Annotated in this window: 17 protein-coding genes and 1 pseudogene; 8 read left to right on the top strand and 10 right to left on the bottom strand. The window is 53.1% G+C overall.

Annotated features, from left to right (window positions below):
• Positions 1-123 precede the first annotated feature (123 nt).
• The 4 genes from SH527x_RS19295 to SH527x_RS19280 are packed head-to-tail and all read left to right on the top strand — an operon-like array spanning position 124 to position 7,486.
• Entirely contained in the window at positions 124-3,474 is a 3,351-nt protein-coding gene (locus tag SH527x_RS19295; RefSeq protein ID WP_437192325.1) for a DUF2126 domain-containing protein, read from the top strand.
• Positions 3,471-6,029 carry a circularly permuted type 2 ATP-grasp protein gene (locus tag SH527x_RS19290; protein WP_437192324.1) on the top strand — a complete coding sequence of 853 codons (2,559 nt, stop codon included), beginning with the start codon at positions 3,471-3,473 and terminating at the stop codon, positions 6,027-6,029. Before SH527x_RS19295 ends, SH527x_RS19290 begins: the two co-directional genes overlap by 4 nt.
• Positions 6,026-6,910 (top strand): transglutaminase family protein, encoded by an 885-nt coding sequence (locus SH527x_RS19285; protein WP_437192323.1) that lies wholly within the window; start codon positions 6,026-6,028, stop codon positions 6,908-6,910. Before SH527x_RS19290 ends, SH527x_RS19285 begins: the two co-directional genes overlap by 4 nt.
• 45 nt (positions 6,911-6,955) lie before the next feature.
• A complete protein-coding gene (locus tag SH527x_RS19280; protein WP_437192322.1) occupies positions 6,956-7,486 on the top strand; it encodes a hypothetical protein in 531 nt (176 codons plus the stop codon).
• 121 nt (positions 7,487-7,607) lie between these two features.
• Here the strand turns inward: SH527x_RS19280 and SH527x_RS19275 are convergent, their stop codons facing one another.
• The 6 genes from SH527x_RS19275 to SH527x_RS19250 form a co-directional block, all read right to left on the bottom strand.
• Entirely contained in the window at positions 7,608-9,116 is a 1,509-nt protein-coding gene (locus SH527x_RS19275) for a hypothetical protein (RefSeq protein WP_437192321.1), read from the bottom strand.
• Between the two features lie 337 nt (positions 9,117-9,453).
• Positions 9,454-10,494: a DUF1559 domain-containing protein gene (locus tag SH527x_RS19270; RefSeq protein ID WP_437192320.1), complete on the bottom strand. Its 1,041-nt coding sequence runs from the start codon at positions 10,492-10,494 to the stop codon at positions 9,454-9,456.
• A gap of 138 nt (positions 10,495-10,632) precedes the next feature.
• Positions 10,633-11,055: a hypothetical protein gene (locus tag SH527x_RS19265; protein ID WP_437192319.1), complete on the bottom strand. Its 423-nt coding sequence runs from the start codon at positions 11,053-11,055 to the stop codon at positions 10,633-10,635.
• Positions 11,056-11,994: 939 nt separating this feature from the next.
• Positions 11,995-12,690 (bottom strand): hypothetical protein, encoded by a 696-nt coding sequence (locus SH527x_RS19260; protein WP_437192318.1) that lies wholly within the window; start codon positions 12,688-12,690, stop codon positions 11,995-11,997.
• A gap of 188 nt (positions 12,691-12,878) precedes the next feature.
• Entirely contained in the window at positions 12,879-13,571 is a 693-nt protein-coding gene (locus SH527x_RS19255) for a hypothetical protein (protein WP_437192317.1), read from the bottom strand.
• Between the two features lie 162 nt (positions 13,572-13,733).
• Complete coding sequence (locus tag SH527x_RS19250; protein ID WP_437194653.1) at positions 13,734-14,117, bottom strand: DUF2752 domain-containing protein; 384 nt, start codon at positions 14,115-14,117, stop codon at positions 13,734-13,736.
• 394 nt (positions 14,118-14,511) lie between these two features.
• Here SH527x_RS19250 and SH527x_RS19245 point away from each other — a divergent pair.
• Both SH527x_RS19245 and SH527x_RS19240 read left to right on the top strand, forming a co-directional pair.
• Positions 14,512-17,721 (top strand): annotated as a pseudogene (locus SH527x_RS19245) (excinuclease ABC subunit UvrA); the annotation flags it as partial.
• A 102-nt stretch (positions 17,722-17,823) separates the two neighbouring features.
• Positions 17,824-18,453 (top strand): alpha/beta family hydrolase, encoded by a 630-nt coding sequence (locus SH527x_RS19240; protein WP_437192316.1) that lies wholly within the window; start codon positions 17,824-17,826, stop codon positions 18,451-18,453.
• An 80-nt stretch (positions 18,454-18,533) separates the two neighbouring features.
• Here SH527x_RS19240 and serC read toward each other — a convergent pair whose 3' ends face one another.
• From serC to SH527x_RS19220, 4 genes are all read right to left on the bottom strand, one after another.
• Entirely contained in the window at positions 18,534-19,613 is a 1,080-nt protein-coding gene (gene serC / locus SH527x_RS19235; RefSeq protein ID WP_437192315.1) for a 3-phosphoserine/phosphohydroxythreonine transaminase, read from the bottom strand.
• Positions 19,614-19,756: 143 nt separating this feature from the next.
• Positions 19,757-20,596 carry an MBL fold metallo-hydrolase gene (locus SH527x_RS19230; RefSeq protein ID WP_437192314.1) on the bottom strand — a complete coding sequence of 280 codons (840 nt, stop codon included), beginning with the start codon at positions 20,594-20,596 and terminating at the stop codon, positions 19,757-19,759.
• Between the two features lie 426 nt (positions 20,597-21,022).
• On the bottom strand, positions 21,023-21,940 hold the full coding sequence (locus SH527x_RS19225; protein WP_437192313.1) for a foldase protein PrsA: 918 nt from the start codon (positions 21,938-21,940) through the stop codon (positions 21,023-21,025).
• Positions 21,941-22,015: 75 nt separating this feature from the next.
• A complete protein-coding gene (locus SH527x_RS19220; RefSeq protein WP_437192312.1) occupies positions 22,016-23,806 on the bottom strand; it encodes a cation:proton antiporter in 1,791 nt (596 codons plus the stop codon).
• A 342-nt stretch (positions 23,807-24,148) separates the two neighbouring features.
• On the opposite strand from SH527x_RS19220, the gene SH527x_RS19215 reads away from it, so the two are divergent.
• Together SH527x_RS19215 and SH527x_RS19210 are read left to right on the top strand one after the other, a co-directional pair.
• Positions 24,149-25,153, top strand: a complete 1,005-nt coding sequence (locus tag SH527x_RS19215) for a bestrophin family protein (protein WP_437192311.1) — start codon at positions 24,149-24,151, stop codon at positions 25,151-25,153.
• Between the two features lie 212 nt (positions 25,154-25,365).
• A complete protein-coding gene (locus SH527x_RS19210) occupies positions 25,366-26,715 on the top strand; it encodes a (Fe-S)-binding protein (protein WP_437192310.1) in 1,350 nt (449 codons plus the stop codon).
• The last annotated feature ends 37 nt before the right edge of the window (positions 26,716-26,752 follow it).

Raw genomic sequence — 26,752 nt, 5'->3', positions numbered from 1 at the left:
TGAGTGCTCTTGGCTCAATATCATGTTCCGTGACGATTACAACCTTCTCCAGCATTTCGCACAGCGCCCCGTTCGAAATGCTTGGAATCGTTGCACCTCTATCAATCCGTTGAGAATTCACTCATGGCGATCCGTGTCGCACTGCACCATAAAACAACATACGCGTATGACCGTATGGTGGGGATTGGTCCGCAAATCATTCGTTTGCGTCCTGCACCGCATTGCCGTACCCCGATTGTCAGCTATTCGCTGAAAGTCTCACCCGAGAAACACTTCATTAACTGGCAGCAGGATCCACACGGAAACTTCCTGGCCCGATATGTGTTCCCGGATCGCGCAGATCACCTCAGCATCGAGGTTGATCTGGTCGCGGACATGACAGTCATCAACCCGTTCGACTTCTTCATCGAAGAGTCTGCGGAAATGATTCCGCTTCAATACGAAGACTGGCTCACGCGTGAGTTGCGACCTTTTCTGGAAAAGGGATCAGCCGAACCTAAGTTCCAGCAGTTTCTCGACAGCATTGATCTCACGCCCCGCAAAACAGTCGATTTCCTTGTCTACCTGAATCAACTCCTGTCAGGGCACATCAAATATTTGATCCGGATGGAACCCGGAGTTCAAACGCCGGAAGAGACACTGACCAGTTGCTCTGGATCCTGTCGTGACACAGCCTGGCTATTGGTACAGACACTGCGTCATCTGGGACTGGCCTCCCGATTCGTCTCCGGGTACCTCATCCAGTTGACCCCCGACGTCAAAGCACTCGATGGGCCAACCGGTACCGACGTGGACTTCACTGACCTGCATGCCTGGGCAGAGGTCTATATTCCCGGTGCAGGCTGGATCGGTCTCGACCCGACATCAGGTCTGTTTGCCGGCGAAGGTCACATCCCGCTCGCATGCACACCCGACCCACAATCTGCCGCACCGATCTCTGGTGGAATCGATGATTGCGAAGTCAGCTTTGACTTTGCAATGTCGGTCACTCGCATTCACGAAGACCCCCGCGTCACCAAGCCCTACACACAAGAGCAATGGGAGGCGATTCACAACTTGGGACATCAAGTTGACAAGCGACTCAAGGAGAACGATGTCCGCCTGACAATTGGGGGCGAACCGACCTTCGTCTCCATTGACGATATGGAAGGTGCGGAATGGAATTCTGCCGCAGTCGGGCCAGATAAACGCCGCCTCTCCGAGATTCTGATCAAGCGTTTGCGGACACGTTTCGCTCCCGGTGGTCTGCTCCATTACGGTCAGGGGAAATGGTATCCCGGTGAATCTCTCCCTCGCTGGTCGCTCGCATGTTTCTGGCGTAAAGATGGGGTTCCTGTCTGGGAGAATGCGGATCTCATCGCCGACATTGATCGGCATGATCATTTTGGTTCGGAGCATGCCAAACAGTTCATTGAAACGTTGGCACAAACTCTCGGCGTAACAAAAAAGTTCATCGTTCCCGCATACGAAGACGTCGCGCATTACCTCTGGAAAGAACAGAGATTGCCGGTCAATGTGGACCCCAAGGATCCCAAGCTGGCCGACCCTGAAGAACGTGCGCGCATTGCCCGCCTCTTCGAACGAGGTATTGGCAGCCCAAGCGGTTTTGTTCTGCCGTTGAAACGACAATGGTGGCAGGCGAAGGCTCGCTGGGTCACTGCAGAATGGTCGGTTCGCAATGACAAACTGTTTCTGCTCCCCGGCGACTCTCCTGTTGGCCTTCGACTTCCACTCGACTCCCTGCCTTTTGTGCCGCCGAGTCAGCAGCAGGTTGTCATTCCTGCAGACCCGAGTATCACGCCAGAGCCACTTCCGACACCGGAAATAAGACAACGATCAATTCAGGGATTTCCCGCAGAGCGATCCATCGCCGGGATTTCCGAGCAGATCCTCGATCAACGCGAAGAGTCCGAGTTCAAAGACAAAGCGTCCAGCGAAACGGCACTCGCTCAGGGTCAGGTTCGGACCGCACTGTGCATCGAACTCCGGGAAGGGCGTCTTCACATCTTCATGCCTCCCGTGGAGTCACTTGAAGACTATCTCGAACTGATTGCTGCCATCGAAGCAACGTGCGCCGCGCTGAAGATGCCGGTCGTCATCGAAGGGTATCTTCCACCAAGCGACAGCCGCATCAATAACATCAAGGTCACCCCTGATCCTGGTGTCATTGAAGTGAACGTTCACCCGTCAAAAGACTGGGACGAACTTGTTGAAACAACCACGGCACTTTACGAGGAAGCCCGACAAACCCGTCTGGGAACCGAGAAGTTTGACCTCGACGGAAAGCACACCGGGACTGGCGGAGGAAACCACGTCGTACTGGGTGGCCAGACAACACTCGACAGCCCGTTCTTAAGACGACCTGACCTGCTGAAAAGTCTCCTTGGATTCTGGGTGAATCACCCTTCCCTGTCCTATCTCTTCAGTGGACGATTCATCGGCCCGACCAGTCAGGCTCCGCGCGTCGATGAAGGTCGCCGCGACGCTCTGTATGAATTGAATCTGGCATTCTCCCTTGTTCCAAAACGGGGAGAGAATTGTCCTCCCTGGCTGGTTGATCGCCTGTTTCGCAACCTGCTCATTGATATGACAGGAAACACACATCGGGCCGAGTTCTGTATCGATAAGCTTTTTTCACCAGACAGCAGCACCGGACGGCTGGGTCTTGTTGAATTGCGCGGGTTCGAAATGCCTCCGCATGCCCAAATGAGCCTGACTCAACAGCTGCTGGTTCGAGCGATTGTCGCTGCATTCTGGGATCAGCCCTATGATCATCCAGTGATTGACTGGGGAACCGCACTGCACGACCGGTTCATGCTTCCTCATTTCATCTGGCAGGATTTCGGGAGTGTGCTGGACGAACTGGGACGACACGGCATTCAGTTCGACCGCCGCTGGTTCGCTCCGCACTTCGAATTCCGGTTCCCGATGATCGGACAATCTGTTCGGGATGGGATTCAGCTGGAACTCCGCACGGCCATCGAACCGTGGAATGTCCTCGGTGAAGAACCCGCCGGGGGAGGAACAACCCGATTCGTTGATTCATCCGTCGAACGCCTCGAAGTGAAAGTCCAGGGACTCATTGACAAGCGGTATACTATCACCTGCAACGGACGTCGGCTTCCGCTCACACCAACAGGCGTGACAGGAGAGTTCGTCGCCGGACTGCGATATCGGGCATGGTGTCCGCCAAGTTGTCTTCACCCGACAATTCCTATTCACACTCCATTGGTATTCGATATTCTGGATACATGGTCCAGTCGGTCACTCGGGGGCTGTATGTATCATGTTGCCCATCCAGCTGGTCGAAACTACGCGACCTTTCCCATCAATAGTTACGAAGCTGAATCGCGTCGAGTTGCCAGGTTCTTTGAGACAGGTCACACTCCCGGCGTCGTTTCTGTTCCACCAGTCGAAAACAACCCAGAATTTCCGTTAACACTCGACTTGCGTCGTGCTGTGATGCCTGCATGAACCCGTCTTCGTCTGAACCAATTCAACCAGAACGGCCAACGCCTCCAAAGGCGCCGCTGACGCCGTACACTCCGAAGACAGGAGTCTTTGACGAAGCTTTCGACGAATCAGGAAAGTTACGCCCGATCTGGGAGACGCTCTCCAAGGATTTGAAGTCGCTCGGACCAGCGGAACTGCAACACCGTCTCGATCAGGCACAACGTCAAATTGCGCGAGACGGCTTCACGTTCAATCCATATGACCAGGATGGAGGCGCCTCCCGTCCCTGGACCCTCGATGCGATTCCCCTGCTCATGCACGAGCAGGAATGGCAGAACATCGAAGCAGGGTTGGCTCAACGCGCTGAACTGTTCGACCTGATTCTGAAGGATCTGTACGGGCCACAGCAATTGCTGAAAGAGAAGCACCTGCCCCCGGAGGTCTTGTTCGGGCACCCGGCGTATTATCCGGCTTACCACAATCTCCATCAGGGCGAACACGGGTTTCTTCATCTGTATGCTGCGGACTTGGCGAGATCAGAAGACGGACTCTGGTGGGTCGTCGCAGATCGCAGTCGTGCCCCGTTCGGACTGGGCTATGTGCTGGAGAATCGAATCGTTACGTCGCGAATGCTGCCAACGGCATTCCGGCAGTGCCATGTTCAGCGACTTGCTTCGTTCTTCATTGCCCTGAAAGATTCTTTGCGAGAACGCGCAAGCCGATTCACAGACAATCCCCGCGTCGTCATCTGGTCGAAAGGGCCGCAGAGCAAAGCCTACTTTGAAGATGCCTACCTCGCACGATACCTGGGATATCAGCTTGTGGAAGGTGGGGATCTGGCCGTTCGCGAAAATCGGGTCGCTCTGAAAACACTCGGTGGACTCCTCCCGATCGAAGTCATCTTCCGCCGACTTGAGGACGACGATTGCGATCCTGTTGAATTAAACGCTGGCTCAATCAGTGGCGTCGCAGGGTTGATGGAAGTGCTGCGTGCCGAAAACGTCGCCATTGCGAATCCGCTCGGCAGTCGCCTTGTCGAGTCCCCACTCTTCATGGCGTTTCTCCCCAGTATCTGTGAGGAATTGCTGGGCGAGCCACTCAAGATGCCAAGTGTCGCCACATGGTGGTGCGGAGAAGAAGAAGAATGCAAATACGTCCTTGAGCACCTTGATGAACTGATTATCCGCAAGGCATTCCGTAAGGTCGATGAACCGCCGTTGCGGCCGGCAGAGATGTCCAAGGCGGATCGCGAGACCTTGAGAAATCAGATTCGATCACGACCTTCCGACTATGTTGGTCAAGAGACGGTGAATCGTTCGACAACGCCCGTCTGGAGTCCCAACGGAACGGCACCGTGGCCACTCGCATTGCGTAGCTTTCTTGTGCGAAGTGGCGGCAAGTACACTGGTCTTCCGGGAGGGCTTGCCCGAGTTGCCAAAGAGTCGAATCTGCTTGAGCAATACACCACCACCGGTGAACGCAGTCAGGATGTTTGGGTCCTGTCAGACAAGAGTATCGAAGAAGTTTCGCTGCTCAGCCCTCCTGGCCAGATGATGACTCTGCGCAGAAGCGGAGCCGAATTGCCCAGCCGTGTTGCGGACAACCTGTTCTGGCTGGGCCGTTCCATCGAACAGGCAGAAGGGTCTGCGCGACTGTTGCGAACGCTGCTTGTTTCGGTGACGAGTGAAGACAGCTACATGGTCGAGCAGCAGGCATTGCTGCGTGCTCTTGTTGAACAAGGACAGATCGACCCTGACTATGTTATCCCCGAGCTGACAGAAAGCCTGCCACGCATTGAAACAATGCTCCCGCAGGCGATCTTTGACACCAACCATAGCAAGAGCCTGCGATCGTCCATCATTGAAGCGATGCGGCTGATCTCAATTGTTCGTGATCGCATGTCGATTGATGCTTGGCGAATTGTCCAGCGCATCGATGAACTGAGCCGACGCAAAATCGGAAACGCTTCAGACGTTATCGAATTCCTCGATCGGGTGATTCTGGATCTCGTCGCCTTCTCTGGTCTCGCTGCAGAAAGCATGACGCGAACTCAAGGCTGGCGATTCCTCGATCTTGGACGGCGTGTTGAGCGTGCCCACCAGACGGCGATGCTGCTGAAATCAACACTCACGACGATTCACGACGAAGAGCAGCCTGTACTGGAAGCCGTTCTCGAAGTCGCCGACAGTATCATGACGTACCGCAACAGATATCTCGCGACACTTCAGGCTGGTCCGGTCATTGATCTGCTGTTGAACGATGAAACCAATCCTCGCTCAATCGCCTACCAGATGGTCGCCATTGCCAAGCATGTCGAGAATCTTCCACGAGACGAAAAACAGGCAACCCTGGACCTGGAGCAACGTATTGCATTGTCACTTCTGAATCGCGTGCGACTCGCTGAAGTCCATGAACTGGTCAAACTCGATCGCCCCAAACAGCGCCTCTCTCTGGATAAGTTACTCACGGAAATTTGCGATGACTTGCCACGGCTCGCCGATACAATGTCGAGTCGGTTCCTGATCCATGCCGGATTACCACGCCATTTCGGTTCAATCCAAGGTGAATCGGCATGAACTACAAAATCACTCATGTCACAACATACGACTACAGCACTCCAGTCCGGGTCTGTCACAACCATGTAATGCTGACGCCTCGGGAAGAATTTCCGATTGAGTGTCACCACCACCGGCTTGTCATTCGTCCGAATCCAACGGTCAACAGTCGTCGCAAAGATGCGTTCGGAAACACCGTCCACAGTTTCTCGATCGAAGAAAACCACACACAGTTGTCGGTCTCTGCAACAAGTCGGGTGACCATTCACAAGCGGACTTATCCCGATCCAAAGACAACCACTCGCTGGGAAGAGCTTAAAACGGGAATCGCCAGCCAGGACGATCCAAACTGGTTGGAGGCGTGTCAGTTCCTTTATGACTCACCACGCATCCAACGATCCCCGGAGTTCCGCGACTTCGCGAAGCATTCATTCAAGAAGAACCGGCCGATCCTTGAAGCCGGAATCGACTTGAATGAACGGATTCACAAGCACTTCAAATATGACCCACAAGCGACCAACGTCTTTACGTCGCCGCAAGAGGCATTTCGCTTAAAGGCCGGTGTTTGTCAGGATTATGCACACGTTCAACTCGCATGCCTGAGATCCTTAGGACTCCCGGCACGCTATGTCAGTGGATATCTGCGAACAATTCCGCCACCGGGAAAACCACGCTTGATCGGGGCGGATCAGTCCCATGCCTGGATCGCTCTCTATTGCGGAGCAGAATTGGGTTGGGTCGACTTTGATGCAACGAATAACTGCCTGATCGCAACGGACCATATTCCCATTGCGTGGGGCCGCGACTATTCAGACGTTGCCCCGATCAAAGGTGTCTTCCTTGGCGGGGATAAACACCAGCTTTCCGTCTCCGTTGATGTCTGCCCCATTGAGTCTATTTGATTCTGCTTTCCAACCAGGACGTGTTGAGCGAGATTTTGTTCATCCATGAGAAACAATCAGCTCATCATTCGATCCTGCGTTGCCGTTGTCGTTCTGATCAGCCTGATTCTGGCGTTCCGCGCAGCGGTCATTTTCGTTCTTGGACCACCTGCTCCCACAGGGTACTCGTCCTGCCCGATCGCCTTTTTTATCAGCAGCCTGTTTATGATCGGCACCGCTGCGGGAATGGGTCTGGCAAGGATCACTGATTCTCGCGAAAAGTTGACAGGCCGAATCCTGCTGACACTTGCAGTCGGCGTCCTTTTCCAAGGGATTCAACAATACGGGATCTGGAATCTGACAATCGAACCTGCGACAGCAGAGAATCACTTGATCTATGTCGCGATCATTCTTTCATCGGCTCATAGCCTGAGCTGTATCGCCGTTCTGTTGTTACTCAGCTTCGCCGCCGCATGGTCAACAGTTGAATCGGACATCGAGCCGATTCGAGCGTTAATCACCTACTGCACAATCTTCTGGTTCGGTCTGGGACTCGCTTGGGTTTTCCTGCTTTGCGCATTCGCGGCAATGATTTAGACCGGACCGGCCTGAGATCGAATCCTGATAATGGGTGCAAACACAATTAAAAATGGGGGAATCACAACGCTGTGACTCCCCCATCAGTTCTTTGCAATCAGGTGCAGCACTCCCGATGACCTCAGCGGGATCGTGGAGCGGGCTTTAAGAAATCAGGCCCGTACTTCTGCTGCATTTCACGGAGAATTTTCGCCCGATCGTCGGTCAGCATTCCCCAGATTTCAATCCGCTGTTCACTCCCCTGACGTATCGCCGCAGCCTGGCGTTCACGAACCTGCTGAAGGTTACTCTGAATCCGATAGCTCGAATCGCTAAACCCAACACCGCCCCAGAAATTGACGGAAGCCCAACCGGGATTGAATTGGGCATCATACGTCAAGGTTCCCTGCTCGGCGTTGATCGCCAGCACCTGCCCCTGAAGTGACCGACTCAATGCTCGAAGTTTGGAGGCTGTTCTGGCACCAAACTCAATCAGTGCAGGGTCCACATTCTGAATCGGCAAGTCATCGATCTTGCGAGCATAGCTCTCATGCCACATCGCAGTTCTCGACGCATTATTCGATCGACGCCCTGACCGTTCGAGATCAGTCAGCATTTTGTCGATCGCCTGATAGTACCTTCGGGATTCCTCCAGCCCATTGGAGGATGCAGGTGTCCCGGCCTTGGCGACCAATCCAGATGGATTCGAATAAGACGGAGAGGTCGTAATCATCGACATCACACGACTCAGACTGTCATCGCTGAAAGTGGTTTTCAATGTCGCGTACTTCCCGTTCGGGAACATCACACCATTCTCAAAGTCTTCAATAGCAGCTCCCTGATAATTGAGAACCTCGCCAAAGATGTCTTTCACAACGTTGGCATAGTCTCCGACTTCATCCGAGAACTCGAATAAAACCTGAACCGATGTCACTTCGTCAATCGTAATTGAGAGCGTGATATCCTTTAACCCGGCAATCAGCGCCGCAACTCGCTCTTTCTGAGTAGTGGCCAGTCTGGAACCAATTCCGGTTTGAAGGTGCGATAGCACATGATCTCGATCAAACGCATGCTCAAGATTGATTGCAAAGATAATATGCCCAGACTCTGTGATTGCTTCCTTTAGAAAAGCAGACTGAATTCCTGTTCGCTTCTCCGAAATGTCCTGAATCCAACGGACCGCTTCTTGTCGAACGGCAGGGCGACGAACGCCCAGAACACCTGGAGCGAGCTTCAGCACCAGAGAATTGCCATGCCCACTGATTGAGGGAGTGCCCGCAATCTGCACGATTGGAGAATTCGTTGATTTGGCCAACGATTCCAGAGTGACATCTTTTGAAGTGCCAGCCACACCAGTCGCCCAGACTTCTTCTGCAGATGCAGTACGAACGAAAAAGCCAACGACAAGCGTGTCGACCCAGGAGGGAATTCCGCCGGTTCCATTAATGAAACTGACGTCGGATGATCCCTCCCATCCCTCGCGAATCGCTCTGGGAGACTTGAGCATTTCATCAACACGGACGACTGAAACCGCATTAATGTCGTTTGGAAGATAGGCTGCCAGACCTTGAACATCTGCGGCTGCTACCGGAGACTCACTCATCAGAAAGCACGGGAACAGCAACGCGAACGTTCCTGCGATTCGACGCACAAAGTGACTCCGCTGTCCTTGTCGCCTGCACATTTACTCACCCTCTTGAATGTGTTCTGATCAACGCCGACTTACACATTCATCCTAAACAGAACAGAGGGGCATGTCTCGCCTGCAACCTGAACAAAATTCCTTCAGTCACGACGAATCCACCTGCTAACTGGTCAATCGTCAGAAACTGAACCGCACTGGTGAATTTTCTCACCATGACGCTGTTCAATTCATACACGCTGACGACATAAAGAAGTGAAACTACCTGATTCAATAATCTGGTCTGAGCCAATTCATCAGATCAGGTAGTTACGAATTCCAGTTCGATGTCGATTTCGCGAATGCTCTAAAAGTCACCGACGACCTGACCGTCGTCCCGACAAGCAATCCGAGCGAGAGTGGAGGTCACATAGTTGGGCCAGCCGAGTCCCACTGACTCCTTTCGGTAGTCAATGTTCTCACTGATGAACCGGACCGCTCCGTCACACATCACGAAATGGGCTCCTCCAGCGTGCTGGCTGCTGAAGCCGCGACCTTGATGCTGGCGATCCGTGGCTGTCCAGTTAATTCCATTATAGATCAACCCGATCACTGCCAATTGGCCGGACTTCACGCTCCATGAAGCCCCTGCAGCAGGCGTATCAGCACTGAACCCGAGAGCATTGGCTGCTCCGACTGTCAGATTCCCATACTTCCACGCACGCTCTCCCACCATCAATGTGTTACTGGTCCCATCTGTGATGTCGCGGAAGTTGATTCGTGAGTTCTGGAAGAATTGACCGTGACAACTTCCATAAGCCGGTACCGTGACAACCGGAGGAGTTGTGCTGTCCGAAGTCCCTGCCACCGCGACATAATTGGACATCGCAATCGCAATACGGTCTGTTCCGTTCGAAGTAATATTGCGGTTGTAATAGTTGTTCCCTGTTGAATCCGGGGTATAGGCCGCATCGTCAAAGTTGTTCAAAGCTTGCCCAACGTCGGAAGGACACCGGAACGCAGGAAGCGGCGTTTGCAGCAGGGCCAGCAGTGTTGCATCACCTGCAGCGTTCTCAAGTGGAATGTTTCCTACCTGAAGTCTTGCGAACAGGCTTCCCTGATCAATATTCGGAAGGATGAAGGCTCCCCATCCATACAGTCCACGCTCGCGAGAGTCCTGCTGGCCAGGGATTCTCGCAATGTACCCCGGTGGAAATGTATTGAAGGTGTCGTGATAGTTGTGCATTGCCAAACCAATCTGCTTGAGATTGTTTTTGCATTGCGTTCTCCTCGCAGCTTCTCGTGCCTGCTGCACTGCTGGAAGCAACAAAGCAATCAGAATCGCAATGATTGCAATCACAACGAGAAGTTCAATGAGAGTGAAACCACGCTTCGCGTTCAACTTCATGACCCACCCCACTCCGTAACACGACTTCATTGGAATATCGAATCAGGTAACAATTAAAAGGCATTGATCTCGATCTTCATCAGTAAACGCTAAACACCGATTCAGGTGCTTTGCCTGCTTCCACTTAGCCCATTCCGGTTAGTCCACCGGCTTCACAGGGCGTCTGGACCGATCACTTTTCACTTCCCAATCGAACTTGTTTGAGCCGGCAACAACGTCTGCGACCAGTTCGGACTTCACTCCATGCTTTGGGTCAATCGGAACACCAGGAGATGCAGTCGGCCATTCAAAATTCACGCGACATTTTCCAACTTTTGCCCCTTTGACGCCGTATGAATACTCAAGCGCGTAGTTTCCTTTCGAATCTGTCGTTGCTGCCGCAGGGCGACCACTCTCAGGTGAAAACATGACGATCAGCCCCTCGACCGGTTTGCCATCAAGAGTGACGACCCCATGTACGCGCCCAAGTGGTGGACGATCTCCGCGCCCACATCCGAATGGAATTAAAGCGGCCAGAAGCACAAATGACCGGAAAATCGTTCGCAACACCAGAGGGTTCATTCATTCTTCCTGCTCTATGGCATCGTCCGCATTCCAGGACATTAATGTCGCTTGAATACGGCAACACAAAGAAACGACACGACCACCGTCACCAGCTGATTGGTGGCTCGATAGCACCTGAAGCGCGCAGGGATTTGACGCAGTCACGTTAAACGCGACGTTGAATCAGGAAGTCACAATCTCAATGTCTTCGACACTGCAAACGAAACAAACTCTCGCCCGCCGATGGAGAACGCAATAACGGTTGAGAATTGAGAATGCTCGATCGCATCAAAAAGTTGGTTAAGAGAAACGCCTTCTCACCAAACAAATAACCAACAGTTCAAAGGAGACAGAATTCAATTGGAATTATCGTGACACCGAGTTCATGAACAGTTCGTGGACGAAGTCCACTCCCCCGGTTTGTTGTGCGAATGCAATTGGGAAATGCTAATTCAGCGAATGATTCGCTGCATGAGTTGAACATGAATTCAACTCAAACATGACGCTACATGAATGAGCAACATTGTCAACAAGTTTTCCATCCAGTTAAGCACAATTAGTCGGAGAGTGTGGCGAAGAGACGACACTGATCAACTCCAGACTTCTCCGCTTACCTGACCAGCGAAGCCAGCAGAGATCCTTCCAGGTTCTCTCCACTTCGTCGATCACTTTGGATCACCCTGCAAAGTCACTCAGGTCGCAAACGACTTGCCCCGAGACTTTCGCAGACTGCTCAGCACGTCGATCCGAGAGAGCGGACCAAGAATTAAGGACGCAGATCCCAGGATTTTGTCCGGCGATTCGAGCTCGAATCCGGTCCGAAGCAAAGCCTAGCGCTGCACCGGAAGATCACTCCAGCACGCATCAGTAAAAACAAAAAGGCCGAGCCTTCCTCCAATCACGATGGACTGAAGGAAGGCTCGGCCAATGTCACAACAGCAATCTTAATTTGTTTATTTAAGAGGCCCAGGAGATCATGTCACCTGAAAATCGTTCATAGAACAAGTATCCAATTCTGTCACTCAGGCGTGACAAGTATTCTTTCTGGAACGCATTAAGAGACTGATCAAAGGACTGCCGTGGCACTTTAGTCGGGAAGACGAAATCGATTTCCTTTGTGAAAATCCGCTCCCCTTCTCCTTCTCCTTCGGCATCCATCTCCACAACGTGGACATAGGCTTCGGTGTTCCCTCGATAGAGCGTTGTGCTCGTTCCTTCATGCAGTGAGAATTCCGCGAGCTCGATTTCAACCACATAGGTTGCATTGAACGCTTTGCCGATCTCCGATGCTTTCTCCCAGCCGGGATGTGCATCGGTCCAGGCTTTCACATAGTCCGGGTGGATCATCGTGATATGATTCTGCCCGAGCCTGTAAGCGACAGCCGTTGCAACCTGATGGTCGATCTGTGGAAACTTCCACTGCAACTCTTTCGGAGCAAAGCAGACGACAGCAACCGTTGTTCCCGGCTTGGTCATCGACTTTCCGGTTTCAGTATCGAAGTCCGGTTCAATCGTAGGTGGCCCGTGAATCAGATAGCTAAGAATTACGAACTGGGCACAGCCGGACATTCCCAGACAGGTCATCCACAACGAACACCAGACCCCGAATCGGAAGACAAGGGCGCGGAATCGAGTTGCTTGGTTCGTCAACATATGTAGCATCCGAATGGGCTTTGCACACGACTCCGGTACGCGGCAAATCCAGGAGTCTTTCAAGTCTGAAACACAACAAATTCTGTTGTGACCAAATCAAGTTCTTTATCAAATTTAAAGACGGTCGCTGTCAGTAACACGCGGTGATCGGCGTACTGTCAGTTGGCATACTGTCAGTTGGCATACTGTCAGTTGGCGTAGTTATCGCTACGATTCGTGTCGTAGAACGACGCACCGAGTGCATCAGCAATGTTGTCGATGAACCGGCGAATGAAGACATTCTGAGGTGTCTGATCGACAGCAACCGGATAGGTCGTGGGATAGATCGCCTGAAATCGCTGATCGAAAACCTGAACCGCATGGCGACTGCCGTTTTCATCTCGCACTTCGTACCCAACAATCCGACCGGAAGAATTTCCACGGTAAAAGTTAGGACTTGAGTCCTCGCGATAACTGAATCGTTCCACACGAATGTGGAAGATGTAATCCATGTCCTGAATATCTTGTGCCAGTGCCTGTGGGTCGAATGTTCCTCCCAGGCGGTCTAACGTCTTATTCGCACTGTCTCCGTTCACCACAATCAATTCATGACGACGCATGCGGCGTGTCAGTTCCACTTCGACATCGGATGTCAGTGTGTTGTAGTTCTCCGACACGGTTGCCGGTGCCGTACAGTGAATCAGAATTCGCTTTTCGGATTTCTTCAGCGAAACGCCGGATGCAACTTCAAAACCCGACTTCTGCATCGGGTCTCCCATCAACACTTTCCCCACCATCACCATGGTGTTGATGCAACCTTGCTGGCTAAGAACGATGCCGGCAAGCAGCAATCCGCAAAGGACAGTGCGAGTCCAATGTCGGACATTGAGAAAACGAACCACTCGAGACCCCCGAATTGATTTCGAGGCCTCTCGCGAATTCAGTTTCTGGCCCAATTTTGAAGAGCCGGTCTGCATTTGGCGTTCCTTCGCTATTTACGAAGCATCCTGCTTCGTTCGCCTGACATTGAGTTCAGGTCGAAATCGTCACGACTCGCGGTCCACTCAATTCATCGAGAGAAGCCACCAGCCCCATTGCAAAAGTGCAATGGCACATACTGTTGCCATGAGCCAGATCAGTCCCCAGGCAGGAGACTCGATCCCGATCGTCCGACCATAAAAACTACTTAGCCAGGACCACGGGACCAACAAACTACAGCTCAAAGCCAAAACAAAGCACGCAACGTTCGCCCGAATGGAATCAATCCATTCCCCACGAACAAAATGTGCAAAACTCGTTGTACCGCCACAGCTTGGACAGGGAATCCCTAGAAAAAACCGGAACGTACAAGGAGGAAATCCCAGCTGCTGATGAGTCCCAAATCCTCGTGAATCAGGGCTCAGGGACCATGCCAGACCAAACCCCGCCACCAGACAGACCCCGAACATCCACAGCAAAACACGCTGCCACCAGTTCAAAGGAACGCCGAGAGGTAATCGAGAGGTCATGAGATGATCTATACTGAGGTCGACCCATTTCTGGACCGGGGTTGGTTCTATTCCAAACTTGAGTAAATTGGAGCCGGGATCTCAAATTTTCTTCAAAACGTCTGCTCCTCCGGCACCGTTTGCCGAAATCCTTCTTCGCAAGATCCCCGGGGATCCCCCCAAATCGGCCTGCAAATCCGCCGTTCCTCTTCATTTCATTGTGAGCGAAATCCCCTGACGAACGACTGTCCGCTTGTTCACACTCTGTTACACTAGGATCAAAAGCTCTTTTCAGTGCCAGACAGCACCCATCCTTCCCCATTGTCACAAAAGTAGTCTTGCCACAATGGCTCGCAGCTTTGAAGAACTGACACCGCAGAACTTTTCTTTCAACAGTCCGCTGGGATGGTGCCCGGCCTGTGAAGGTTTGGGAACGGAACTGGGAACCAACCAGTCGGCAATCATCGCCAATCCGAATATTTCCCTTCGCGAAGGTGCCGTCTCTGCGTGGCCCCGCCCAGACAGCTCCCCGATGTTCGCGGCGATCCTGACTGCCCTCGGTGAGCAGTTCGGAATCGATCTCGACCTGCCGTGGTATCAGCTCCCGGCACGTCACCAGCGTCTGGTTCTGCAAGGAACCGGCGAACGCTGGGTCAGCGTGAAACTGCCAGATCACAAACGCCCTATCTCGATTCAATATAAAGGGCTCTACCCGGCGATTGAGGAAGCATCGCGAGTCTCCTACTCCTATCGAACCTCCCTTCAGGATCTGATGGGCGAGCGTCCCTGCTCTGTCTGCAACGGCGATCGCGTTCGAGAAGATGCCGCTGCCGTCCGACTCGAAGAAAAAACACTCCCTTCCCTGTGCGGGTTGCCACTCAATGAAGTCCTTGAGTTCCTGAAATCACTGACGCTCGATGAGAACCAGACGAAAGTCGCTGGCGACCTGCTGAACGAAGCGATTCACCGTCTCTCCTTCCTGATTGATGTTGGGTTGCACTACCTGTCGCTGAATCGTGGCATGCCGACTCTTTCCGGGGGCGAATCCCAACGCATTCGACTCGCCGGCCAGATTGGACGCGCGCTGACGGGCGTTCTGTATGTCCTCGATGAACCGACCATCGGACTTCATCCCCGCGATAACGGGCGTCTCGTGCAGGCGCTCACAAAATTGCGAGATCTGGGAAACACCGTCGTCCTCGTCGAACACGACCGCGAAGTGTTGGAAGCCGCCGACCGGATTTATGACTTCGGCCCCGGTTCAGGACGGTTTGGGGGAACGATCACCGCTGAAGGAAGCCCCAAGGCGTTAATGAAATCGCCACAGGGATCACTGACGGCCGCCTATCTTTCCGGTGAAAAGTCGATCCCCATTCCTCTGCATCGCCGCATGACCCGGCTCGATGAAAAAGCCGGTCCCGTTCTGAATCCGGAACTCGCTCGCGAGCTGTATCACGTTCCGCCGGGTGGAGACTGGTTAGAAATCACCGGCTGCCGGCAGAACAATCTCCGCGACGTCACACTCCGCATTCCACTCGGCACCCTCACCTGCATCACAGGTCTGTCAGGTTCCGGGAAAAGCTCACTGATTCAGGACACCCTCGCCCGAGCAGTTGCCCGACATTTGAATCGTCAGGGTCCGCCGCCTGGGCCGTACGACACGTTGTCAGGCGTCAATCAGATCAGTCGTGTCATCGCAGTCGATCAGGCTCCATTAGGGGCAACGCCCGCGTCCAACCCAGCGACCTACACAGGGGTCTTCGACCCAATTCGCGAGCTGTTCAGCAAGTTACCGGACTCCAAAATCCGTGGTTACAAGCCGGGACGATTCAGCTTTAATCGCGCTGGTGGTCGTTGCGAAGAGTGTGAAGGACTCGGTCAGAAGAAGATCGAGATGCACTTCCTCCCGGACGTTTGGGTGGAATGCGATACCTGTCACGGAAAGCGATATAACCTCGAAACACTCGCTGTGAAATATCGAGGGCACTCGATTGCTGACGTGCTCAACATGTCGATCAGCCAGGCCCTTGAGATTTTCGACAACATCCCGAAGATCCGCGCCCCACTGGCGACGCTCGCTGCGATTGGTCTCGATTACCTGACACTCGGACAATCGGCGACAACACTGAGTGGCGGAGAAGCGCAACGTGTGAAGCTTGCCGCTGAACTTGCCAAGCCCAACACAGGGCGCACGCTCTACCTGCTTGATGAACCGACAACGGGTCTCCACTTCGACGACATTTCCAAGCTCCTCAAAGTCTTGAATAGCCTTGTCGAACAGGGAAACACGGCTGTTGTCATTGAACACAATCTGGACGTCATCAAAACCGCTGACTGGCTCGTCGATGTTGGCCCGGAAGCAGGGATCGGCGGCGGTTATGTTGTCGCTACTGGGACACCGGAAGATGTCGTCGCTCAGTCCCGGTATTATCAGGACAGCGTCAGCAAGAAGAAATCCGCAGCCAAAGACAAGACGCGACCAGCAAACCCGATGCGAAGCTGGACCGGTGAGTTGCTCGCTCCCATTCTTGAACAGGACGAGCGGAAAGCACTGGACATCTTTGATGTCGCCGAAGCAGCCAAGAAGAAGTCAGGCGACCTCGACATTGCCGCAGTGGGGCGACAGACCGCAGCCCCGTGGCAGACGGACGGACGTGCATGGCATACTGAACAGCGTCTCGCCCGAAACGGGAAGCCGTGTCGCTGGGAAGGGAGTGCGCTGGCCTATGTTGTCGACCAGCTCGCCAAAGTTGATGGACTCAAGGCCGTCAACTGGAACGATCAGGCCAGCGTCGAGATCACAGCCGAAAAGAAGGCGGGAACCGGCTGGTTCATGCACGCCTTGACCGGGGATGAATGGCTGCTCCGCTTCTACTTCCGCGTCCCGAAAGGAACATTCGAGGAAGAGAAACTTCAGCGACGTATCAAGCTGAAATCGGTGAACGAACTTGATGAACTCCCGATCTATAACCGGAGCGATCGAGTCCGTATCAATCCGCAGAAGGGGGCCTTTCAGGAAGTGGTCATCGATGTCCACTGGCTGGAAGAAATCAACACGCCGGAGTTCCGCGAGTTCCTGAAACAAGCAGCCGCTAGCTATCTCGGTCAGGTCGAAAAATCCGGGCAGTCGATCGAAGATCTCTCGCCGTGGAAGGTCCTCGGCCGAAAATGGCACACTTCCCGAAAAGGGTTTCCATCGAACAAACGAGTTGCATGGAAAGCGGAAGTCCTCGATGAACTCTTCACCGTTCTCGATGATTCATTTTCAAAGCTGACGCCGGATTGGTCCAACAAAACGACTGTCCCATATCGATTCAATGGGTCCAAAGCGACGATCGCGGACCTTCAAACCAAACGACGAGAAACCATTGTCCTCAACCTTTATCCCCCGGCAGGCATGATTGCTTTGGGAGAAATTGCCACACTGGGGCAGGAAAGAGAAATTCAACCGCATAAAAACGGAACGGATCGCATCTCAATCGAGTTCACAAACTACGATCATGTGCGTTCCAAAGAATTCAAATCATTCCTGAAGCGATTCATTTCCGGTCTTCCAAAGTCCTGAAAAGAGTCTGGTTTCCCGACGACACAGACATGACACAGCAGTTGCTGCAACATTGATCATCTTACGGCGATATGCCGACCTCTGTATTCATACAACGTTTCTATGAGCAAAGTAACTTTCAAAATCGATGGACCGAAGAAGGCCAAAACCTGCCTCGTCCTCACTCACGGAACAGGCGAAAGTTCTGACTCCACGTTTCTGTCCTATTTCGCGGAAGGGATCGCAGCCAATCGCCGACGTGTTGTTCGTTTCGACTTTCCCTATATGGCAGAGCGTTCCACGAAAGGGCGTCGACGACCACCAGATAGCGAGGAAGTCCTTCTCGACACCTGGCGCACGGTGCTGAAAGAGTTGCCCTACGAGCGGATCATCATCGGTGGAAAAGCAATGGGCGGTCGCATGGCCACCATGATTGCCGATGAATGCGGCGTTAACGGTGTCTTATGTCTCGGCTATCCGTTTCATCCCAGCGGTCGTCCCGAGAAAGTGAAAGTCGAACATCTGGAAACACTCGCAACTCCAACGTTGATCATTCAGGGAGAACAGGATCCGTTTGGAAATCGCGACGAAGTTGCAGAATACAAGCTTTCAGAATCGATTCGACTCCACTGGGTCCCGGACGGTGATCACAGCTACAACGTCGGTCGAGGAAGCGATCGCGCCCACGAACAGAATCTGAAGAATGCACTGCGAGCAGCAGAGTCATTCCTCTTCGAATGCTGGGGCATGTAATCCACAGAATGCAAAGAGCCCTCGATCCAGAGAATTTCCGGATCGAGGGCTCTCTTTTTATGCAAACTAACGGACCGAGGTTACGCCTGCGCTTCGAAGTCTGTCATGAACTTCACCAGTTCTTCAACCCCGGCTTTCGGGAAGGCGTTGTAGATGCTGGCTCGCATCCCGCCGACACTTCGGTGTCCTTTCAGACCATCGAAGCCGGCCTTGGTTGCAGCACTGATGAACTTGGAATCGAGTTCTTCGTTTCCGGTCACAAACGGAATATTCATGAGTGAGCGGCTGTCAGCATCGGCAGTGCCTTTGAACAGACTGCTCTGGTCCAGGTACTGATACAAGACAGCTGCCTTCTCTTTGTTGGCCTGTTCCACTGCCTGCAGACCACCTTGATTCAAGATCCACTTGAACACGAGGCCCATAATGTAGATGCCGAAGGTCGGCGGCGTGTTGTAGCACGATTCATTCTCTGCGTGCGTACGATACTGCAGCATCTCTGGCAGATCTTTGTTGGCTTTCTCAACCAGATCTTTTCGCATGATGACCAGTGTGACCCCGGATGGCCCGAGATTCTTCTGGGCTCCAGCGTAAATCACGCCGTACTTGGAGATTTCCAGTGGACGGCTGAAGATATCGCTACTGGCGTCACAGATCAGCGTGGAACCGGCAGGGACTTCTGGCTCGCTGGCCCATTGAGTTCCATAGATCGTGTTGTTCGATGCATAGTGAATATACGCCGGAGACGCAGAGTAATTTGCGGTCTTCGGGATGTAGCAGAAATTGCGGTCTTTGCTGCTGGCAGCAACATGAACCTTACCGTATCGCGTGGCCTGTTCAGCGGCTTTCTTCGCCCAAACGCCTGTCACCAGATAATCGGCAGTCTGATCTGCTTGGAGGAAGTTGGCCGGGATCATGAAGAACTGGGAGGAAGCCCCTCCCTGCAGGAACATGATGCTGTAATCGTCGGAAATATTGGCAAGCTTACGGCAGTTTGCTTCCACTTCATGCAGCACCGCCACGAACGCCTTGCCGCGGTGCGAGTGTTCCATGATGCCGATCCCGGTGTCGCCGAGACTCAGCATGTTCGCTTTGGCTTCTTCGAGGACTTCGACAGGCAGAACGGCGGGGCCTGCTGAAAAGTTGAAAATGCGATTGCTCATGAAAACCCTTTATGAATTTGCTTCACCGTGCAGGACACGGGAATGTTGTATCCAGTTCAGACTTCGGCGGTCATTTTTGATGCGTGGCGATAATTATTGTTCCCTGAGACCATCGTGAAAATGGAACACAGAGACGTTCTCATTTACAGCCACAGCTCGACCCGATCCCGCATCGATTCCGGGAGTTTCTTCAGAACCGACTTACGAATCTGATCGTCATGGTAGCGAGTGCTGAAGTGACCTAAAATGATCAGTTCATTCTTGAATCGCTCAGCTCGGGCGACGATATCATCAAGATGCATATGCCCAAATTTATGAATCTTCTCTTTCCGGTGTTCCGGACGGAAGAACGTCATCTCGGTAATCAGAATCTTGGCTTCGTACGCAGCTTCACATACGTCCAGACCACCCGGTGCGGTATCCCCGGTATAGCAGACCAGAGGAATACGGAACTCAGCGCTGACATCAATTCCAGTGAATCGTAAGTCCCGAATCTGATCGCCCGTCAGGTGGCTGTATTCCGGTTTCAGCTTTCGTCGCCGTTCCCAGACAATGTATCCCACTGACGGAACCGTATGCTTCGTCGGGAAAGTCGTAATAACGTGCTCGCGTGAGAGCTCGTATTCGCCGTTATCAGCAGCGGGAACAATGGTGCATAACATGCGTCCCCGATCCAGCTTCTGCCAGGACCGCAGCATTTTGTCTACTGAATCTGCAACGCTTTCCGGCACATAGATTGTCGGCGGCTCCATCTTCATCATTTTGCGTCGCGCGACATACGCCGGCAGTGCTGCCATATGATCCAGATGGGCATGGGTGATCAGGAAAGTCTGAGTCCCCATGAACGACCAGGGGCTTCCCCCCATGTCAAAACCAATTTTCAGTTCTGGAATTCTCCAGTAACTCTGCACTGCCGCACGTGAATACCCTTCGATCGTCAGATCTTTGTGGGTCAGTGTTTTAATTGGAAGGTTATCAAGCATAACGCATTCAAAATCGTAAATATGAAATTCGAGTCGTTCTCGACGGGGGAACGCCTCGTTTACCGGGCATTGTGCTTCCATTCGATCAACACGGCGAAACGGATGACACAGCACGCAGCCCAAGGCTCACTTTGTAACAAGACATCAAAGGCGTCTTGCTCAGGGAGCAAATCACAATTGTGTCCACTGAAAGTGATTTTGAGGATACTGGAGGCTCTGCTTTTCTGCGATTTTCAGGACTCAGCCGCCAAAGCAGGTCCGTCTGCAACAAATCCTCAATCAACGCCCTGCAAGGTCGTATGGATTGAGGAATTTGAAGGGACGTCGCGGTCTTTCCCGACGTCAAGAGCGTTTCATCAGGCGAAACTCAACTCCGCGCCCAACAACACTTCCAATCAAGAGAGCAGACCGCCGTCACAACTGGGCTCAGTTTTCCTGAAACTGAATCGTGGCTTTTTCCCGTTCCTGCATGACCACATCGGACCATGTTTGCCGGGAGATCTTCTTCATCATCTCGCCGCGAGCATCTTCCATGCTGAAGGTCCCGGCCAGACGACTATCGACTTTCACGACATGAACCCCGAACCGTGTTCGGAATGGAACGCTGATATCTCCCGGCATGAGTTCAAAGGCCACTTTGGCAATCGCCGGGTCGACTCGCCCATGATATTCGAACTCTCCCATCGAGCCGCCGTTTCTGGCAGATGGGCTCTGAGAATGCTTGCTTGCGGCCTCGGCAAACGACAGTTTTTCAGCTCGGATCTCGCTGAGAACCTGCTGCATTTTTGCTTCGGCAGCATCCCATTCGGCGGAGCTGGCTTCCGGCTTCACATGGAAGACAATCTGCGACGCCTTCACTCTGGTGCCGTCAAACTCCTGACGATGATAATCCCATTCCAGATGGAAATGATTTCGCCGGACAACCATATCCATGTAATTTGCCCACGCGGCATTCACAGCCAGCAACTCGCGAACACTCGCTTTCGTGAGGTGAAACTTGGCGAGCACCTCGTCCACGTTTCCTTCCCGCTTAGTGATGAAAGCTTCCAAACCTTTCATTTCACGGTCCAGCACCTCAGGATTTGGCTCAATTTTCTTGCTCTGCAGGAACTGGCGAACAAGTTCGCGATCAGCCAGCACATTCAGAATGCGCTTACGATCTGCCGGACCTGCGTCCTCCGGCAATTGCCCCAGATAGAACTCAAGGTTCATCAAATCCGAAGTCACGACCTTACCATTAATAATGGCGACGACACCGGGCTTCTCTGCAGCTGATAGCGAAGACAGATTTCCTGCCACCATCAGCAACATCATGGCGAGAAGACTGAAGCAAATTTGTCGCATCGTTACACCAATCCATACTGTTACTGCAGAAGCCCCGTCATCGCGAACCGCGATCTATCATCAATCAAAGCGACATTAACCGCCATTCGGACCACTTAAGAAGATTACCATATCCCCCGACTTTGCCTCCACTCGCCCTTCCGCATCCAGAATGGTCAGGCGATTGCCAGCAACGAGGAACAGGACGGTCGCCTTTCCATCTGTCGTCTCTTTGAATTTGGCGAAATCATACTCTTTCGACAACTTGGTCATTTTGACCTCCTCGCCACTTTCGATTCGCTCCAGCAACCGCTCAAACGTCAGCCCCGCAGTAAAGAGATAACGGGAACGGAGGTGAAGCGCCGAGGATTCATTCTTCTCCGCTTGTCGCCACGGAGTCAGTTGAAAGACATTCGCCCGCCCAAACAACTCAGCAAAGTTCATAGAGGCGAGCGTATTGACCTCATCATTTGAGGTCATCGCCAGCAACCGACCAATCCCGCCAAGATCCATTCCCTCTGATGCTTCGTCCTGAAGAATATTGAGTTCTTCCGTCTGCAACCCCGCCATCTTCGCTTCACGGATATTGCGATGGTTTGTATCGACCAGCAGGACCGGAAACCCGGCCTCCTGCACCGCCAGAGCAATCGCCTGAGCGCCTTGATGGGCCCCGACAATTAACAATCCTTGAGGGTCACGACTGGCCAGTCCCAGCCTTAACGCCAGGGGATATGCCGTCAGTCCATAGACGACAACAGTTCCCACGATCACAAGAAAGATCGCAGGCACGAGCCCTGCCCCATCTTCCGGGCCCAACTCAATCGCAAAGATCGAAGCCACCGCTGCAGCCACAATTCCACGCGGTGCCAGCCACGCCAGAAAGACTTTCTCTTTCCAGTTCAGGTTCGAAGTCCAGGTCGACACCAGCACACAGAGCGGGCGAACAACCAGTATCATGAACGCAATGAAAGCGATTCCATTCCAGCCCAGAACAGTAAATGACTCCGGCTGCACGCGTGCCGCAAGCAGGATGAACAACCCGGATATCAGCAGCAGACTCAGACTCTCTTTGAACTCCCCTACATGCTTCAGGGAGACACCAGAGTTTGCCATCAACACGCCCATCAGAGTCACCGCGATCAGGCCAGATTCGCGGTGAATGAGGTTCGAGACGGTAAATGACAGCACCACAAACAGCAGCGTGACCAGACTCTCCAGATGATCCGGCAAGGAATGAGAACGAATCAAACGCACAACGATCGTTGCCGCCGCCACCCCGCAGGAGATTCCGGCAACCAGAGAGACAATCAGCCCCTGCGCGACAACCAGGTAACTGGCGTTCGATCCGGCACTGACCGATGAGGAATAGGCATCGTAAACGAGCACGGCAAGGATCGCGCCCACCGGGTCAATCACGATCCCTTCCCACCGTGCGATCGGGCCAACCGGTCCAATGGGGCGAATCTGTCGCAAAATGGGGCCAATGACGGTCGGCCCCGTCACGACAAGAATCGCTCCGAGCAACGTCGACGGGAGCCACTGCATATTGAGAATGTAGTGTGCGCCCAACGTCGACAGACACCACGTCACCAGCATTCCGCCTGTCAGGAACCAGAGAAGAACCGCTCCCATCTCCTTTAACTCTGAGTAGTAAAGGGAGAGACTTCCTTCAAAAAGAATGACTGCCACACAAAGTGAAATGAATGGAAACAGAAGATCACCGAACATCTTGTCGGGCTCGACGATTCCAAGCACAGGTCCGGCAAGAAAGCCACACCCGAGTAACAGCAGAATCGAAGGCAGTCGCAGCTTCCATGCCAGCCATTGCGCACCGGTCCCGAACACAATCAGGGACGCGAGTGCGATGAGTATCGAATGCTTTTCCACAGGCCGCCGTCAATCTTGGCAAAAGACGAAATCGCCGACGATTACTCTTTCATCAGCCTCTAAAAACTACGCTCCCCGGAGTCATACAGAACAATCGAATTCACGGCAATGGTGATCGCTCCAAACTGATGACAGTCATACAGTTCAAGAGGATTTTTGACACCGGTCAGGTTGGGATGTTCCAGGCGCGAATGAACGGTAACGACGTCCACCGCACAGACATCGCCCTACAAATGGTCGAATTGAAAAATCCGTCGGCAACACCGTTCCAGATCCTACAGTCAGTTTGGTTTGTGGTTCAAAATCAACCACGTGATCACGGCATCTGGTCGAATATGTCGTATGTTTGAAGACTCGGTTCAGGCCAAACGACGGCGAACTGATTCAGATGAAATTCATCCGGGAGACATGACTCTGTCTGTGCCATCGAAAGCCGATTCAACCAAGGGCAACTCACTCTCCCCCTTCAGATACAGAAGCACTTTGCGAAAAGCAGGCATTTACGCCGGTATTTCTGCTGTTTATGCACTGTTGCCGATCACAAAAGAATTCTCTCAATACCACAAGCTGGGCGATCAGCCGGCGAATCTTCATGCGGTGTTTGCACTCATCCTGGGCGCACTCCTCGTCTTTCGTACGAATGCTGCCTACGCTCGGTGGTGGGAAGCCAGAACGCTTTGGGGTCGCCTGAATAACGATTCCCGTGGTCTTGCGGCAAAAATCAATGCATTCGGCACGCTCTCATCGCAGGATCGTGAGTCTGCCAGAAGCCTGCTGATTCAATTTCCTCAAGTCCTGACGAAACACCTGCGTCAGAAATTACCACGTGAACGCGCCACAACTCATTCCCGTGATTCATCTGGCGAAGAGAACAAAGTCGATCAGATGTTTCCTGATCTCGAGTCCGTCGCCCATGCACCGGTCGAGATCGCAGAACGTCTCTACATTCTGATGGGAAAATGGAAAAAGGCAGGAAAAATCGACGGTGATGAACTCCGCATCTTCGAGACAGATGCGACTGGTCTCCTGAACGTCTGTGGAGGAAGCGAGCGGATTCGCAACACGCCATTTGTCGGGACTTATCGTGTTTTTGCCCGACAGTGTATTGGTCTCTCGTTGCTGACGTTTCCGTGGGGCATCGTCAACGAATTTCACTGGTGGACAATCCCACTCACTGCGATTTCCACTTATTTCATGCTGGGACTCGAACTCGTTGCAGAGCAGATCGAAGACCCCTTTGGCGTTGATGAGAACGATCTCGATCTGGACGGGATGAGTAATTCCATCAAAAACACAGTGAACCAGATTTTTGACCGTCGAGCCGCACTCGAACAGCTCCCGAACTGATATCAATACAGACTGGTCACAGATATAATATTGAGATCACACCTTATTGACTCACATTGCATCAAAGTCTCATCAATTTCGACTTGATCAATCAGTTCAATTGAGTCCGTCGGTGTTGCACATGTAGACTATCTGTTTTCCCCGGATCTCTGTCGTCGGTCGACTCTCTGCTCTGACCGCATCGACACCCTGTAGCGAATGTTCAGCGACCGATGATCGAGACCTCCTCCCAGCAGTCAGCCGCAACGCCAACCCACACCGGTGTCTCAGCGAATATTCCCTACGAACGTTTTCTGGACTGCATCCATTGCGGACTATGCACAGCTGCCTGCCCGACGTATCTCGAAACGGGGAACGAAAATAGCAGTCCTCGTGGACGCATCTATCTGATGCGGGCGGTCACAGACGGGCGAATCGATCTCACCCCGGAAGTGACGAAACATCTGGATTTGTGTCTCGATTGCCGCAGCTGCGAAACGGCTTGTCCATCCGGTGTCCAATACGGTCGCCTGATCGAACCGTTTCGTGTTGCGATGAACACCCCGGAAGCTGGAAAACCGGTTCCATTCGACTGGTTCCGCTCGATCATCCTGCACGGCATGTTTCCATATGCCAAACGTCTCCGCTGGGCACTCTGGCCAGCACGATTGATGCAGAAAGTCGGACTCGACCGACTCATGGAAGCATCTGGTCTGAATCGTCTGCTTCCGCAACGGCTGCAACGCATGCAGCGTCTGTTACCCCAGTTGCAGGCTCGACCAGAAGAACTCCCGGAGTTTCTTCCAGCAATCGGACCAAAACGTGCAACGGTTGCCTTGTTCACCGGGTGCGTTGCCGACGCCATGTTTCCGCACGTCAACTGGGCCACTGCACGCGTGCTGCAACGCAACGGCTGTGATGTTCACATTCCCCGATCACAGAAATGTTGCGGGGCGATTCACTACCACACCGGAGCGAGCCAACCCGCTCTGGAGCTCGCATTGGCAAACGAACAGGCCTTCAAGATTGAAGACCTTGATGCAGTGATTATTAACGTCGCCGGATGCGGAGCGATGGTAAAAGATTATGGGCACCTGGCCGAAGAAGCCTGCCCTGACCGACCAGACCTCATCCAGAGAATGAACGCGCTCGCCGGGAAGTTTCGGGATATCAGCGAGTTCCTCGTTCAACTCGGACCAATCGCCCCCACGAAGTCGATTCCTCAGGTCGTCACATATCACGATGCTTGCCATCTCTGCCATGCTCAGAAAATTCGGACCCAGCCACGGGACTTATTGTCGTTGATTCCCGATCTGACTCTGGTTCCATTAGAGGAATCCGAAATCTGTTGCGGGGCCGCAGGGACTTATAACCTCACCGAACCAGAGATGGCCGATCGTCTCGGTAACAGAAAAGTGAACAACATCCTGAAGACGCAGGCGACCGCAGTGATCAGCGCAAACGCCGGATGCACGCTCCAGATGCAGTCGATGCTCCGCAGCGCTAGCCATAAGGGCATCCCGGTCCTGCACCCTGTTGAACTACTCGATCGCAGCTATGGGCCGATCGACGATACCCACTAAACAGCCTCCGCTTCCTCGTAGGCTGTCGACGCAGAGT

Source organism: Planctomicrobium limosum, from assembly GCF_051465645.1.
In the GTDB taxonomy this organism is placed as follows: domain Bacteria; phylum Planctomycetota; class Planctomycetia; order Planctomycetales; family Planctomycetaceae; genus Planctomicrobium.
Note: the sequence above shows the minus strand (reverse complement) of the source record. Positions and strands in the feature narration are given on the sequence as shown.